Annotated in this window: 11 protein-coding genes; 3 read left to right on the forward strand and 8 right to left on the reverse strand. The window is 55.4% G+C overall.

All coding sequences use genetic code 11. The features are described 5' to 3' along the window. Positions 1–123 precede the first annotated feature (123 nt). The gene (locus tag IT893_RS04235) at positions 124–1,101 is read right to left on the reverse strand and encodes an EamA family transporter (RefSeq protein WP_197146928.1); all 978 of its coding nucleotides are present in this window, start codon (positions 1,099–1,101) and stop codon (positions 124–126) included. 151 nt (positions 1,102–1,252) lie between these two features. Further along, entirely contained in the window at positions 1,253–2,917 is a 1,665-nt protein-coding gene (locus IT893_RS04240) for a GMC family oxidoreductase (RefSeq protein WP_197146929.1), read from the reverse strand. 215 nt (positions 2,918–3,132) lie between these two features. Here IT893_RS04240 and IT893_RS04245 point away from each other — a divergent pair, with 215 nt between their 5' ends. After that, entirely contained in the window at positions 3,133–4,044 is a 912-nt protein-coding gene (locus tag IT893_RS04245; protein ID WP_197146930.1) for a LysR family transcriptional regulator, read from the forward strand. 23 nt (positions 4,045–4,067) lie between these two features. On the opposite strand, the gene IT893_RS04250 is transcribed toward IT893_RS04245, so the two are convergent. Next, a complete protein-coding gene (locus IT893_RS04250; RefSeq protein ID WP_064781725.1) occupies positions 4,068–4,931 on the reverse strand; it encodes a LysR family transcriptional regulator in 864 nt (287 codons plus the stop codon). A gap of 120 nt (positions 4,932–5,051) precedes the next feature. Between IT893_RS04250 and IT893_RS04255 the strand changes: the two genes are divergently transcribed. Together IT893_RS04255 and IT893_RS04260 are read left to right on the forward strand one after the other, a co-directional pair. Beyond that, positions 5,052–6,620, forward strand: a complete 1,569-nt coding sequence (locus IT893_RS04255; RefSeq protein ID WP_064781871.1) for a proton-conducting transporter membrane subunit — start codon at positions 5,052–5,054, stop codon at positions 6,618–6,620. Continuing rightward, positions 6,617–9,043, forward strand: coding sequence for a YbcC family protein (locus tag IT893_RS04260; RefSeq protein ID WP_197146931.1), 2,427 nt, complete (start codon positions 6,617–6,619; stop codon positions 9,041–9,043). The genes IT893_RS04255 and IT893_RS04260 overlap by 4 nt, the downstream gene beginning before the upstream one ends. A 17-nt stretch (positions 9,044–9,060) precedes the next feature. Here the strand turns inward: IT893_RS04260 and IT893_RS04265 are convergent, their stop codons facing one another. The 5 genes from IT893_RS04265 to IT893_RS04285 all read right to left on the reverse strand — a co-directional run bounded on the left by IT893_RS04265 (position 9,061) and on the right by IT893_RS04285 (position 14,088). Further along, a complete protein-coding gene (locus IT893_RS04265) occupies positions 9,061–9,909 on the reverse strand; it encodes a carbohydrate ABC transporter permease (RefSeq protein WP_197146932.1) in 849 nt (282 codons plus the stop codon). Further along, on the reverse strand, positions 9,906–10,799 hold the full coding sequence (locus tag IT893_RS04270) for a carbohydrate ABC transporter permease (RefSeq protein ID WP_197146933.1): 894 nt from the start codon (positions 10,797–10,799) through the stop codon (positions 9,906–9,908). Before IT893_RS04270 ends, IT893_RS04265 begins: the two co-directional genes overlap by 4 nt. Before the next feature lie 100 nt (positions 10,800–10,899). Further along, entirely contained in the window at positions 10,900–12,165 is a 1,266-nt protein-coding gene (locus IT893_RS04275) for an ABC transporter substrate-binding protein (protein WP_197146934.1), read from the reverse strand. Between the two features lie 16 nt (positions 12,166–12,181). Continuing rightward, positions 12,182–13,306: an ABC transporter ATP-binding protein gene (locus IT893_RS04280; protein WP_197146935.1), complete on the reverse strand. Its 1,125-nt coding sequence runs from the start codon at positions 13,304–13,306 to the stop codon at positions 12,182–12,184. Further along, positions 13,303–14,088, reverse strand: coding sequence for a DeoR/GlpR family DNA-binding transcription regulator (locus IT893_RS04285; RefSeq protein WP_063087636.1), 786 nt, complete (start codon positions 14,086–14,088; stop codon positions 13,303–13,305). The genes IT893_RS04280 and IT893_RS04285 overlap by 4 nt, the downstream gene beginning before the upstream one ends. Between the last annotated feature and the right edge of the window lie 187 nt (positions 14,089–14,275).

The following is a 14,275-nucleotide window of genomic DNA, read 5'->3' on the forward strand; positions in this document are numbered from 1 at the left end:
TTCGGGGGGACACCGAAAGGCGCAAGATGCCGGGGGACATAGCGACCGGGGAAGGTCATATGTTCTCTCCGATGGAGGGGAGAGATGCATCCTGCAGGGAGATCGTGGTCTTGTCTTCTTTGGTCAGGTCGTGCTTTGGGTTGCAGGCGTACTTGCCGTTGCAGCAAGCCGTTTGGTCTTTGCGGCGTGACGGTGTTTTGAAGCTGTTATCTGGATAATCCCGATCATCACCAAAAGGGAAGAGATCCAGAACACACTGTCATGAGTTGGAGTCGGTGTGAGGTCGAATTTGGCGGCCAGCATCTCAAGGCCCAAAAGGACAAAGGGCAGGATGCTTGTCGACAGGATGTATTTCTCGACCCCGGCAATCTTGATGGATCGAAGGGTTAAAACCATTGCCGGCCCACGGAACAGAATGCCGATCAGAAGTCCGGCAATCAGGGTTTCGGTGCCAAACAGCCCATCGGTCGAGATATAGGGGATTGCAACCGGATTTATGAATTCGACCACCGGCGGAGCAATCAAAAAGACCGAGGCCGTAATCAACAACAACACCCCGGTAAAGCGCAGATGCGCCCAGGTGTCCTTGACCTGATTATCAGGATGAAGTTCCGCCAGAACCGAGGACGAAATTGCCGTGACTTCGGATGCCAGCATCAAAAGCACGGCCGGGTTGGCGAACCCGCCGGGCAAATGCCAGGCCAGCCACAGGGCGCCGGATATCAGGATCGCATGGCCAAGCCATTCCGAACGCCCCGGTGCGCGCCCAAGGATAAAGGTCGCGGCAAGGGCTGCCATCGGCATGCCGGTTTGCGACAAAATGCCGCTTTCAGGTGCGCTGATATATAAAAGGGATGCCGTCCAACTGACCCCGGTCAATACACGCAGGAACCCATAGGCCCAGTTGATCGGAAGGGCAAATTGCCGCCACGGAATGCGGCGCCCCGGTGCAAGAAGGACAAGCGCCATCCCGCCAAAGACAAGCTGCCAGCAGGTCATGGCATAGGCATCAACCGCAAAGCTGGTCAGCGCAATGCGGTTGCTGACCAACATCAGGGCCCAGACGAGTGTGGTGCTAAAAAGCAGGAGCAATACGGGCATATGAAGATTTTTTAAAAGTTATGATCTTCGGCCATGTTGCACCAAACACGACAAAAGCGCGACAGGAATTTGGGTATCAATATCTGAATTTATTTCATGAAAACAAAAGTGTGGTTCTCAGTTGTTTGGAAAGGCCGCGCGCAGATCGCACTTATTGGTCAGACAGGATCCATCCAGCGGCCTTTTCGGCAATCATCAGGGTCGGCGAATTGGTGTTGCCGCTGGTGATTTCGGGCATCACGGACGCATCGACAACGCGCAGGCCCGCAACGCCCTTAAGGCGCAAATGCGGGTCAAGAACGGCCGATGTGTCATCCTTGCGGCCCATCTTGACGGTGCCGACCGGGTGGAAAATGGTCGTGGCGATATCGCCGGCCAGCTTGGCGAGCTCTTCATCGCTTTGATATTGCACGCCCGGTTTGAATTCGTCGGGCTGGTACTTTGCCATGGCCGGTTGCGACATGATGTCGCGGACCTGTCGCAGGCTGTCGGCCGCGACTTTACGGTCTTCGTCGGTATCAAGGTAGTTAGGCGCAATTTGCGGCGCATCTCGGAAGTCCGCAGACTTGATCTGAATGCTGCCGCGGCTGGTCGGGTTCAGGTTACAGACCGACACCGTGACGGCAGGAAAGTCATGAAGATCACCGCCAAAGGCCTCAAGGCTAAGTGGCTGAACGTGATATTCAAGATTTGAATATTGCCGCGATGGATCGGACCGTGTGAAGGCGCCCAATTGGCTGGGGGCCATACTCATCGGGCCGGAGCGGCTGAGCAAATATTGCAGGCCGATTTGCGCCTTGCCGATCAGGCTGTTGGCAAGGGTGTTGAGCGTGCGCGCGCCATGCACCTTATAGATCGCGCGAATTTGCAAATGGTCTTGCAGGTTCTGCCCGACACCGGGCGCATCAAGCACGACGTCAATCCCATGCTGTTTAAGCAATTTTGCCGGACCAATGCCGGAAAGTTGCAGGATTTGCGGCGTGTTCACAGCCCCGGCAGACAGGACGACTTCCTTGCTGGCTGTAACGCCAAGTGACGTACCTGCCTTGTTGACGATTGCCCCGGTGCACACCGTTTGGCCGTCGGCATTGCTCGCAAAGGTCAGTTTTTCGACCTGTGCCTCGGTCCAGACTGTCAGGTTCTGGCGCGATTTGATCGGGCGGATAAAGGCCTTTGACGTGTTCCAGCGCCAGCCGGACCGTTGGTTGACTTCAAAATAGCCAATGCCGGTATTATCACCGTCGTTGAAATCATCGGTCGGCTCGATCCCGGTTTGACCGGCGGCCTCGATGAAGCTGTCAAGAATGTCCCAGCGAAGCCGTTGTTTTTCAATGCGCCATTCGCCGCCATGACCATGCATCTCGGTAAACGGTTTGCCACTTTGTGTCTCGGGGGTGTTGCCGTGATCAAGCTTGTAGTGATCTTCATGGCGCTTGAAGTCGGCCAGGGAATGCTGCCAATCCCAGGCTTCTTCGCCGGTGATCCTGGCCCAGTTATCATAGTCACGGGCCTGACCGCGCATATAGATCATGCCGTTAATCGATGAACAGCCACCCAGCGCCTTGCCACGCGGATAGCGTAAAACGCGGCCGTTCAGGCCCTTGTCCGGTTCGGTCTGGTACATCCAGTCGGTGCGCGGATTGCCGATGCAATAAAGGTAGCCAACCGGGATGTGGATCCATGCATAGTTATCTGCCTTGCCAGCCTCAAGCAGCAGCACCTTGTTCTTGGCATCAGCACTCAGCCGATTGGCAAGCAAACTACCGGCAGAACCGGCTCCGATGATCACATAGTCGAAGTTTTCTGTGGTTGTCATCGTTGTGACGCGCCTTCCCTGTTGGTTTCTATCGGTTTGGCTGTCGGCCCAAAGGGCCGCGCAACCAAAGGCCTACAAAGGCAATTCCGATGGCCGCTTGCTCTTTTGATCGGCAAGCGGTCTTCATTTGGTGCGAACACCGAATGTGTATTTAGCGGGCAAGCGTCGCATAAATCTAATGACAAAATCCGAATAGCAATATTAGTGTTATTTATATGACTCGTTTTTCGAACATCAACATGTTGCTGGCATTTGTCACCGTCGCACGCGAAGGAAGCGTTTCGCGCGCCGCATCGGTGCTGAACCTGACGCAACCGGCGATCAGTCACCAGATCAAGCGTCTTGGTGAGGAAACCGGCATTTCGCTTTTCAAGCGGACATCAACCGGGCTGCAAATCACGCCGGACGGGCAGGCGATGCTCAAAAAGGCTGAGATTGTGCTCGATGCGATGGACGAGTTTCGTCGTAGCGCGCGCAAGCGTGCCGGGCGTGTGGGCGGGAAGCTTCGGATCGGAACCATCGTTGATCCGGAATTCATCCGTCTTGGCCGGATGTTAAGCCAGATGCGCATTGATTACCCTGATATCGAAACTGAACTGGTGCATGGCGTTAGTGGCGAGATGCTGACAAAGGTCTGCCGCAATCAGATCGATGCCGGGTTTTACCTGAGCGGGCCGGATGTCGATGGTGATATTGCGGCCATCTCAACCGAAGAAATCCACGCGATCAAGCTTGCCGATTTTAATTATCGGGTGATCGCCCCGGTCGGTTGGGAAAAAGAGGTCGCACACGCCGACTGGGCGACACTGGCAAGGCTTCCGTGGATCGGCACGACAGACGCATCGGTGCACTCCCGGTTGCTGAGGCGGATTTTTGATCAGTATGACTGCACGCAAAATTGCGTCGCGCGTGTTGATCAGGAAGCCTCAATGCTGGAAATGGTTCGATCCGGCGTGGGGTTAAGCTTGTGTCGTGATTCCATCGCACTGCATGAAAAGCAGACCTTTGGCCTTGCCGTGTGCAACACCGTTTCCATTCCGGCCTGCCTGAGCCTGATCACAACCGAACGGCGCAAGGAACTGCCGATGATATCGGCCTTGTTTGAGGTTCTTGAAGCGACCTGGTGAAATGCTGTTTGCGTGTTGACGGCTTAACACACCATCGCCAGGGCCGGGTTGGGAAAGCGTCGACGCATCGTTACGGCATAGAATGTCTCGACAATGTCGGGCAGAACCTGTGCCTCAATCAACTCACCACGGGCAATTTCGTCTTTGACAACGATCGGCGGAATAACGGCCAGTCCGGCCCCTTCACGGGCCAAAAGGCGCATCATTGCCATATCGTCAATCTCGGCGGCGATTTGCGGCACAATATCAAGACGGTCACACAATGCGTCAAATCCCATGCGCATGCCGCTCGATGAGGATGGCAAGATCAGCGGCACAGTGCGCAAAAGGTCTTCAAGCTTGTCATTGGCGGTACATAACTTTGGTGTGCCGATCAAGCCGACCGGCTGGGTATCAATCGTTTTGACAACAAATCCTGACAGGGCATCGGAATCTGGCGGTTGGTTGGTCAGCACGACATCGAGTTGATGCGCGGTCAGGGCGTTCAAAAGTTCGGCCGAACTGCCGGACCGCAAAATCAGTTCAATGTCGGTGTTGCCCAGAACCGGGGCCAGAAAGGACAGCTGAAAGTTACGCGACAATGTCGAAATCGCCCCAATCCGCAAAGCCCGGCGTGCGACGCCCGATTGTTTCAGCGTGTTGATCAATTCACGCCCGGCAGAAAAAATTGCGTCCGCATGATCAAGCGCGATGCGGCCGGCCTCGGTCAGGATCAGGGACCGTCCACGGCGTTCAAATAATTGCTGCCCCAAACGTTCTTCCAGCTGTTTGATCTGACTGGAAAGCGCCGATTGCGAAACATGCAGCTTTTCCGCCGCCCGGGTCAGGTGGCCTTCATGGGCAACAACATGGAAATAACGCAGGTGATGATAATTCAGCTCGGCCATATCGTTCACATAAACAGAACAAAACAATAGAATCTATATATTTTAATTTACCATGGCTTTGACCCTATTGTCTGCGGAAATCGAGCGGATTGGAGATAACCATTTGTTTTCGCATCTTTTTTGCCAGTTCTGACCATTGCCTGCCTGCTGGCGGCCGGTTTGACGGGGTTTAGCAGTACCCAACGCCTGTCGCGCGGTCATGAACGCCTGATCAAGGGGCTATCCCTTGCGGGGCTGGCAAGTGCGGTTGCCACGGCAGTCGTTCTGATAACTGGCGGTGACATGCGTGCGGTGGTGCCGATAGTGGGTCCGATCCGGTTTGAACTGATGATCGATATTGTCAGCGTCACCATGCTCTGCCTTGTGGCGTTTCTGGCATGGGTCATTTTGACGTATTCCATCAGCTATCTTCGTGCCGAAGACGGTCAGGGAAAATTTGTCGGGTATCTTGGTCTGTCACTGGCAAGTGTCACAGCCTTTGTCCAGTCGGCCAACCTGATCCAGCTGGCGATCTTCTGGGTGACCACCAGTTTTCTTCTGCATCGGTTGTTGCTGTTTTATGCCGACCGCAAGGCCGCCAAGCGGGCCCAGCGCAAGAAATTCGTCATTGCGCGGTTGGGGGATGCTGCCCTGATCAGTGCGATTTTTCTGACGTATCTTCAGTTCGGGACGTTCGATATTTCCGAAATCAGCCAAGCTGTGCGGGCTATTGGCTTTGATGGTTCGGTTGCGTGGATTGTCGGCCTGATCGGGATTGCCGCGATGATGAAATCTGCGCAGTTTCCGACCCATACCTGGATTGTCGAGGTGATGGAAACCCCGACACCGGTTTCCGCCCTGTTGCATGCGGGCATTGTCAATGCCGGTGGGTTTTTGTTGATCCGGTTATCGGATCTTGTGGTTGTGGCCCCCAATGTGATGGTTGGCATTGCCATGGTCGGTTTGGTGACGGCCCTGTTTGGCAGCGCGGTGATGATTACCCAACCGGCTGTCAAGACCAGGCTTGCGTGGTCGACCATTTCGCAGATGGGCTTCATGATCCTGCAATGCGGACTTGGTCTGTTTGCCTTGGCTTTACTGCATATCGTGGCCCATTCGCTTTACAAGGCATATGCGTTTCTGTCGTCAGGCAGCACGATTGAGAAACTTCACACCTTGCGCAAGCTTGGCCCGCAAAAATCCATGGGCACGGCATCGGTTATCGGAAGCCTGGTTTTGGCCATCGCAATCTCGGTTGGGATCGGTGCGCTGTTTGGCGACGGGGGTGCGCCCGCGGTGATGGCGATCAGCGTGGTGGTGATTTTTGCAAGTTTCCACCTTGTCTGTTCGGTCCGCAAGGAAGGGGCTATTTCGCAAAGTTGGCTGATTGGCGCGCTGACATCCGTGATTATCTGCGTGACCTATTTCGGTTTTCACACATTGGCCCATCACGCAGGGCTTGATGCGTTCCCCGACTGGCAGGGCAGCCCCATCGTCATGTGGGCGATGAGCATCCTTGTCATCGTAAGCTTTGCGTTGCTTGGTCTGATGCAAAACCATGTTTTGTTCGGGCAGGCGCCGTCGCCTCGGTTGGCGCGATTTTACGTTCATCTTTGCAATGGATTTTACCTTAATGCGATCACGGACCGGGTGTTTGGCACCTGGCGCATTCCGGCAACACCGGCCAGTTTAAGTGGAGAAAAATCATGAATGTTACCGTGACCAATATCGCGTTTGAAGATGACGGCGCGGTGCCATCCTTGATTGATGATGCGATTGGGCGCGCGATTGAAAACATCGCCCCGGCTTGGCCGCTTGAAAGTACGGTTGCAGTTAATCCATTTGTCGGACAGGCCAGTAAACGTCTGGCAGAGGTCGCAGCCCAGCATCAAAGGCTGATCGGGACGGACACCTTGCAGCCGGGTGACTGGTATCTTGGCAGAATCAAGTCAGGCGCAATTGCCAAACACGCCCTGAGCGAGGCATTGGATGCCGCGCCATATTGCGTCAAGCCTGTTGGTGTTGCCGAACTTGAAGACGCGCTGCGCGCAGAGCGGGCATCAGCCTGCAAGGTGCCAACCCTTGCCGATATTGCCATGACGGCAACGGGCACCGACTGGCCAACGATTATCGAGGATTGCATTGGTCGATGGGCTGCGGCCTATTTTGATCGTGGCGGCGCACTTTGGCAGGGGGCTTCTCAGGCACAAACCGCTTGGAAGTCCTGGCAATTCTGGGTGCAACATGATCGCACGGCGCAATTGCTGGGATTGGCCGATTTTCGGGCGACTGTTCGCGATCTGCCAAGTGATGCGGTGGCGGCAATCGATGAAATGGTTGCAGTGCTTAATCCGCATAACCTTGGTCTTGATGGCCAATTGCATCAGGCATTGCTATCGATCAATGGCTGGGCGCAGCATGGGCGTTATTTGCGCTGGATCGCCGAGCTTGATGGCCGCTCTGATGATACGATCATTGATCTTTTGGCAGTGCGGTTGTCATGGGATTTCGCCCTTTATCAGGCGTTGCAGTCCCAAATCGAAGTCCATTGGCTGAGTGCCTTGTCAGACCATGCAATGCCGATCAGTGCATCCGAATTTGATATTGCGCGTGAAATTGCGCAAGACGCCTATGAACGGTCCCTGCAGGGCAACCTGACCAAGCAGCTTGGGGCAGTGGATGCGAATGACCGCAAGGATCTGGCTCCATCAATCCAAGCCGCATTTTGCATTGATGTCCGTTCCGAGGTGTTTCGTCGGGCGCTTGAAAGTGTATCAGACGATATCGTGACCCTTGGTTTTGCCGGGTTCTTTGGTTTGCCGGTCGCCCATGGTCCAGCCAACTCAGCGCTTAGCGAAAGCCGCCTGCCGGTCCTGCTGTCACCGGGATTGCAAAGCTGCACCCATGATCACGCCGAAACAAGCGGCCTTGTTAACGAGCTTGTTCATAAGGCCGTCCGCCCGTGGCATCAGGTCAAGACAGCCGCACTGACATCCTTTGCCTATGTCGATGCGATTGGGCCAACTTATATCTGGGAACTGGCGAAAAGCACGATGGGGCTGACTGGGGACAAAGGCAAAGCAGAAAAATCGCCAAAGCCGGTGTTTCAAACTGCACTTGATGATGGGGCGAAATGCGATATTGCCGAAAAGGTCCTGCGTGCGATGTCGCTGACCCATGGTTTTGCACAAACGGTTTTGTTGGCCGGTCATGGCGCGAATGTCACCAATAACCCGCATAAAAGTGCGCTTCATTGCGGGGCGTGCGGTGGGCATGCCGGGGATGTGAATGCACGTCTTTTGGCAGATCTGCTCAATGATCAGGCGGTGCGCGATGGTCTGGTAGATCGCGGTATTGGCATTCCCGATGCGACGGTTTTCGTTGCCGGTTTGCATGATACCACAACCGACAGTGTGACCCTTTATGATGGCGATATTGATCGCCCGATGGATCGCGCGGCGCTTGATCGGCTTTTGGATGTTATTGGCAAGGCCGGGATGATTGCACGTGCCGAGCGGACGGCTCGATTGCCCGGGGCCAAGTCCGAACGCGATGTTATGGCACGGGCTGCGAACTGGGCGGAAACCCGCCCGGAATGGGGGCTTGCGGGTTGTAAATACTTTATCGCCGCTCCGCGTAGTTATAGTGCGCAGACCAGTCTTTCGAGTGAAAGCTTCCTGCATGATTATGATCACCATGCCGATCAGAAGAACGATTATGCGGTTCTTGAACTGATCCTGACGGCACCGGTCGTCGTGGCAAGCTGGATCAGCCTGCAATATTACGCATCAAGCGTTGCGACAGAGCTTTATGGTTCGGGCAACAAACTGCTGCATAACGTTGTTGGCGGGATTGGCGTTTATGAAGGCAATGGTGGGCAATTACGCACCGGGTTGCCGATGCAATCGGTATCTGGCGATGACGGGGCTGGGCACGAACCGGTGCGGTTAACCGTGTGCATTGATGCACCGACATCTGCGATTTCTGATGTGTTGGAAAGGCATCCAACCGTGCGCGCCCTGTTTGATAACGGCTGGCTTCATTTGATGGCATTTGAAGGGGCTGGCAAGCTATCGCGTCGGTACACCGGTGATCTGGTCTGGGAAGATGTCCACCCGTCGGCTGACGCCTAAGACGAGTGGACCATACACTATCGAATTCCAGCGCGCAGGAACGCCTGAATGAATTGCCGCTGGAAAATCAGAAACGCCATTAAAAGCGGCGCAATCGTCATGATGGTTGCCGCACTGATCACCGAGATATCCACCCCGGTTTCCGGTGCGCCAAACAATGATAAGCCCACCGTCAGCGGCCGTGTTTCTGGCGAGTTGGTGACGATCAACGGCCACAGGAAGTTGTTCCAGTGCGTCGCAATCGATACCAGCGCGTAGGCCAGATAAACCGGTTTGGCCGCCGGCACATAGACCTTCCACAGAACGCCCATCCAACTGCATCCTTCGATCCGGGCGGCTTCTTCAAGCTCAATCGGTACGGATTTGAATGCTTGCCTTAACAGGAAAATACCGAATGCACTGGCCATGTAAGGCAGGCCGATGCCAAGTGCTGTATCAAACAGGCCAAGCTTGGACACGATGGCGTAGTTTTCGACAATCAGCACTTCCGGCAGAATGAAAAGCTGCAAAAGGACCAGGATAAAGACCGTATCGCGGCCCTTGAATTCAAAGCGGGCAAAGGCGAACCCGGCCAATGTGCACAGCACCAGTTGGCCCGCAAGGATCAGGGTTACGAGGATCACGGTATTGGTAAAATACCCACCCCACGGCACAGCACCCCAGACATAGACAAAGTTCTCGAACGTCAGCGGATTGGAGAAATCCAGACCAAGGGCGGTGCCGGATGGCTGTAACGCCGCCCAGGCGGCAAACAGCAGCGGTGAAATCCAGACGATTGCGAGAACCCATGCGCCAAGCGTATCAAGGACCTTGTCGAGATCAGGCAGTTTGAGTGTGGTGTTGGCGGTAACGGTATCTGTTTTCATCGGTAGTGGGTCCGTTTTTCAACCAGTCGGAACTGCGCGACGGCAACAAGGCCAAGGGCCAGCAAGACAAGAATGGTCATGGCGGCCGCATGCGGGCTGTCGAAATAGGCAAATGCCATTTCCCAGATCCAGTACAGGATCAGCTTGGACGCATTGTTGGGCCCGCCCTTGGTCAGGATGAACAGATGGTCGATCAGTTTGACCGAGTTGATCATCGCATTGACGAACACAAAGATCGTGGTCGGCATCAAAAGTGGCAGCAACACACGGCGTGTGTAGGTCCAGCGGCCAGCGCCTTCAATCCGGGCGGCTTCGCGCAGATCCGGCGGGATAGTCTGAAGGGCGGCAAGGTAAAAGATCATGAAGAACCCGGCTTCTTTCCAGATCGTCACGATGATGACGGATGCCAGTGCGGTTTCCGGCTGGCCCAGCCAGTTGGTTGGCGATGCGCCAAAGAAACCGGTAATCTGGTCAATCACCCCAAGATCAGGGGTATAGAAAAACAGCCACAAATTGGCCGCGGCAATCATCGGCAAAATGGTCGGCGTGAAATAGGCGCTGCGGACAAACGAGCGCGCCGGGATATGGGCATTGGCCCAAAGCGCCATGATCAGCGCAAAGATGATCGAAACCGGGATCGTCACCCCGGCATAAATCAGGTTGTTGGTTGCAACCGTCCAGAAGGTCGGGTCGGCAAACAGATCACTATAGTTTTCAAACCCGGCAAAAACAGACGGGCGGCGCGATGTGCCCCGACTAAACAGGCTGTGCCAGAAGGTCGCAATGGCCGGGTAAAAGGCAAACAGGCTCATCAGCGCCAATGCCGGTGCGGCCAGCATCCAGCCATAAAGCGCCAGCCTGCGTTTTTGAAGTCGGGCCATTTCATTCATGGTCGGCACGTCCTGCGATCAAAACGGATTAATCAAAGTCATCAAAGAATAAGGTGCCGAAGCGGGGAATATCCCGCTTCGGCGTGCAGATCGGGCGCTCTTAGTGGAAGGCCCTCAGAAGACGTTCTGCTTCGGACTGGGCATCGCCAAGGGCTTCTTCCGGGGTCTTTTCACCGGTCAGGGCCGCCTGAATGGCGTTGTTCAGACCTTCGCGGACACGCGCGGTGTCATAGGTGGAAAACTCGGCAACTGAAACTTCAAGCTGATCACGCGCGACCAATGCCGGCGGGAAGTCCGCAACATAGGCCTTAAGCGCGTCGGTTTCGTAGGCATCCGGGGTGACACCAACATAACCGGTCGCAATCGACCATTCTGCCGCACGTTCCGGTGCGGTCATGTATTTGATCAGCGCCAGCGATGCTTCTTTCTGCTCATCGGTTGAGTCCTTGAACAGATAGAAGTTGCCACCACCCGTGGGCGAGCCCGGCTGTTTGTGTTTCGGCAGCATGGCAACGCCGAAATCAAACTGTGCTTCGCGTTTGACCGCCGACAGGTTGCCGGTCGAATGCCACATCATTGCGGTCTGGCCCTGAACGAAGGCCTGACGCAGGGTTCCCCATTCAATGGTGCCTTCCGGCATGATTTTTTCTTCGGTCGCAAGGCCGTGCCAGAATTCAAGCGCCTCGACAACAGCCGGATCGTTGAAATAGGTCTCGGTGCCATCGGCACTCATCAGTTCCTTGCCATTCTGGATGGCAAAGCACTGGAACATCCAGTACGGATAACCGGTCGACGGCACCATCAGGCCCCATTTGCCGTCTTTCGAAAGTGCCTTGCCGGTCGTTACCAGTTCTTCCCAAGTCTTAGGCGGCATTTCCGGATCAAGACCGGCTTCGCGGAACATGTCCTTGTTGTAGTACATGACAATGGTCGAACGCTGGAACGGGATGCCCCAGGTTTTGCCATCGACTTCGCCATTGGCCATCAGTGCCGGATAGAATGACTTCAGCCATTCCTTGTCTTCGGCGGTTTTGACAACATCATCAAACGGAACAATCAGATCCTGTTCGATCAAGTCATAAACGTCGATTGAAAACATCACGGAAAGCTGTGCCGGATCGCCGCTTTTGATTGCCGAAACCGCGCGCAGGCGGGTGTCGTCATAGTTGCCGGCATAGATGGCGTTGACTTTGACATCCGGGTTTTCGGCTTCAAAGCCTTCTATCATGCCGTCAATCACGCTGGTCAGCGGGCCGCCAACAGCGACGGGATAATACATGGTCAACTCGGTCGCAGCAAAGGCCGGGCTCGCCGCCGTTGCCATCAGTCCGGCCGCAATAGCGGCACTGGTTACGATGTTACGCATGAACAAAAGTTCCCTGTTAAAGTGTCGAAGTTGCAGTGTCAGGTTGAGAGGTGATCTTGGTATCTTGCGCTGGTGTGCCCGGTACCGTCGGTGTCAGACGATGACCGTGTTCGCCATCAAACCAGTGGGCCGCAGCGCCAGCCCAACTGAGCGAGACTTCTGTCCCGGGCGAAATTTCAACGCGACCGGGCAGGCGGGCGGTGGCCCCATCCGTTCCCGGGATCGCGACAAATACAAATGTCTCGGCCCCCAAAAACTCGCTGCCGGTCACGGTCGCTGGAATGCCCCATGGATGATCGTTCTGCCCGGTCGACAGGATCAGATCTTCGGGGCGGATGCCAAATGTCAGGTTATTGGCATCAAGGCCATCCGGGATGACTGAGGTTGGCAGGGCACTGGCCGGGATCAGCGTCATCGGCGGGCTTCCGACAAATCCGGCGGCAAAGGCGGTGGCGGGTTTCAGGTACAAGTCGGCGGGGTCACCAACCTGCTCGATCCGGCCATCCTTCATCAGAATGACGATGTCAGCCATGCTCATGGCTTCGGTCTGATCATGGGTGACATAGACAACCGTGATGCCGAGGCGCTGTTGCAGGTCGCGGATATCCTTGCGCACGGCATGGCGCAGCTTGGCATCAAGGTTTGAAAGCGGTTCATCCATCAGACACAGCGGATGACCGGCAACAATGGCGCGCGCCAGTGCCACGCGCTGGCGCTGCCCACCGGAAAGCTGAGCGGGTTTGCGGTCTTCATATCCCTCAAGGCCGGTGACACGCAGGGCATCCTCAAGACGGGTCCTGATCTCGTCCTTTTTGGCTTTGCGCACCTTGAGGCCAAAGATGATGTTTTCGGCAACGCTTAAGTGCGGGAACAGGGCATAGGATTGAAACACCATCGACAGGCCGCGCTTGGAGGGCGGCGCACTTGTGACGTCCTTGCCATCAATCGCAATGGTTCCCTGATCGGCGGTTTCAAGCCCTGCAATCAGACGCAGGGTTGTCGACTTGCCACAGCCCGATGGCCCCAGCAGAACGACAAAGCTTCCGCGCGGAATGTCGAGTGACAGGTCATGCACGCCATTGCCGCCGTTAAACACGCGCGACACAGAATGGATGCGAATAAAAGGGGGCTGGTTGGTCATTCGTAACTTTCGCTTTTGGCAATTTGCAGACGCGCGCGAACGTCCTGACGGTCAAACAACGGATCGAAAACGCCGCCGGGCACACCATCAACGACGATCAGGTCGGGGTCGGTCAGATGGCCGCCCTTGGCCGGGGCCGGGCGGCCGAATTTGGATTGATCGGCAACAAGGATGGAATTGCGGCAATTGGCGGCAATCGCCTGACGAAGCGATACTTCGCGATGGTCGAAATCGGTAAGCGTCCCGTCCGGCTCAACACCGCCGACGCCAAACAGGCCGTAATCGACCTTGTATTTGTTAAACATGGCCTCCGCTTCGGGACTGATGACGTCGCGATCGGGCAGGCGCAGCGTGCCACCCGGAATGACAATCCTGTTGCTGGTATTGTTGCCCAACGCCATGGCGGCATTCATGTTGTTGGTAATCACGGTCAGATGGCGATGATCGACCAGATTAAGCGCAACCAGTTCAAGCGTGCTGCCGATCCCGATCAGGATCGAGGCCCCGTCAGGGATCAGACTTGCGACATGCAGCGATATGGCATGCTTGGCGGCGATATTGGTGACCTGACGACTGTCATAGGACAGGTTCATGCCCGGTTCACCAGCATATTCAACCCCGCCATGGCGACGGCGCACCAGATTGGCGTCGCTGAGCATATTGACGTCGCGCCGCACGGTTTGCGGGGTAACGTCAAAATGTTCGGCCAGCTTGTCAATCGAGACAAAGCTGTCACGGCGCAGGATGTCGATGATATCGCGCTGTCGCGTAGAAATATTCATTTGATCGTTCAATTTGTTGTTTTGAACATTGAAGCGATCATACGCGGCTTCGTTGTCACTAAGATTTCAGAAGCGTGACATTCATATGAATATTCAGACGGTTACGAACCGCGCGGAAATTATGGGGTTTTAGGGCGATGATCAAATGAACACCGTTCCCGGATCATCCATTTTGCACGGGCGCGTA

This window comes from Thalassospira sp. A40-3 (assembly GCF_015871485.1).
Taxonomy (GTDB): domain Bacteria; phylum Pseudomonadota; class Alphaproteobacteria; order Rhodospirillales; family Thalassospiraceae; genus Thalassospira; species Thalassospira tepidiphila.

Coding starts and splice junctions, on each gene's coding strand:
- IT893_RS04235 (WP_197146928.1), bottom strand. CDS start 1,101: ATGCCCGTATTGCTCCTGCTTTTTAGCACCACACTCGTCTGGGCCCTG.
- IT893_RS04240 (WP_197146929.1), bottom strand. CDS start 2,917: ATGACAACCACAGAAAACTTCGACTATGTGATCATCGGAGCCGGTTCT.
- IT893_RS04245 (WP_197146930.1), top strand. CDS start 3,133: ATGACTCGTTTTTCGAACATCAACATGTTGCTGGCATTTGTCACCGTC.
- IT893_RS04250 (WP_064781725.1), bottom strand. CDS start 4,931: ATGGCCGAGCTGAATTATCATCACCTGCGTTATTTCCATGTTGTTGCC.
- IT893_RS04260 (WP_197146931.1), top strand. CDS start 6,617: ATGAATGTTACCGTGACCAATATCGCGTTTGAAGATGACGGCGCGGTG.
- IT893_RS04265 (WP_197146932.1), bottom strand. CDS start 9,909: ATGAAAACAGATACCGTTACCGCCAACACCACACTCAAACTGCCTGAT.
- IT893_RS04270 (WP_197146933.1), bottom strand. CDS start 10,799: ATGAATGAAATGGCCCGACTTCAAAAACGCAGGCTGGCGCTTTATGGC.
- IT893_RS04275 (WP_197146934.1), bottom strand. CDS start 12,165: ATGCGTAACATCGTAACCAGTGCCGCTATTGCGGCCGGACTGATGGCA.
- IT893_RS04280 (WP_197146935.1), bottom strand. CDS start 13,306: ATGACCAACCAGCCCCCTTTTATTCGCATCCATTCTGTGTCGCGCGTG.
- IT893_RS04285 (WP_063087636.1), bottom strand. CDS start 14,088: ATGAATATTTCTACGCGACAGCGCGATATCATCGACATCCTGCGCCGT.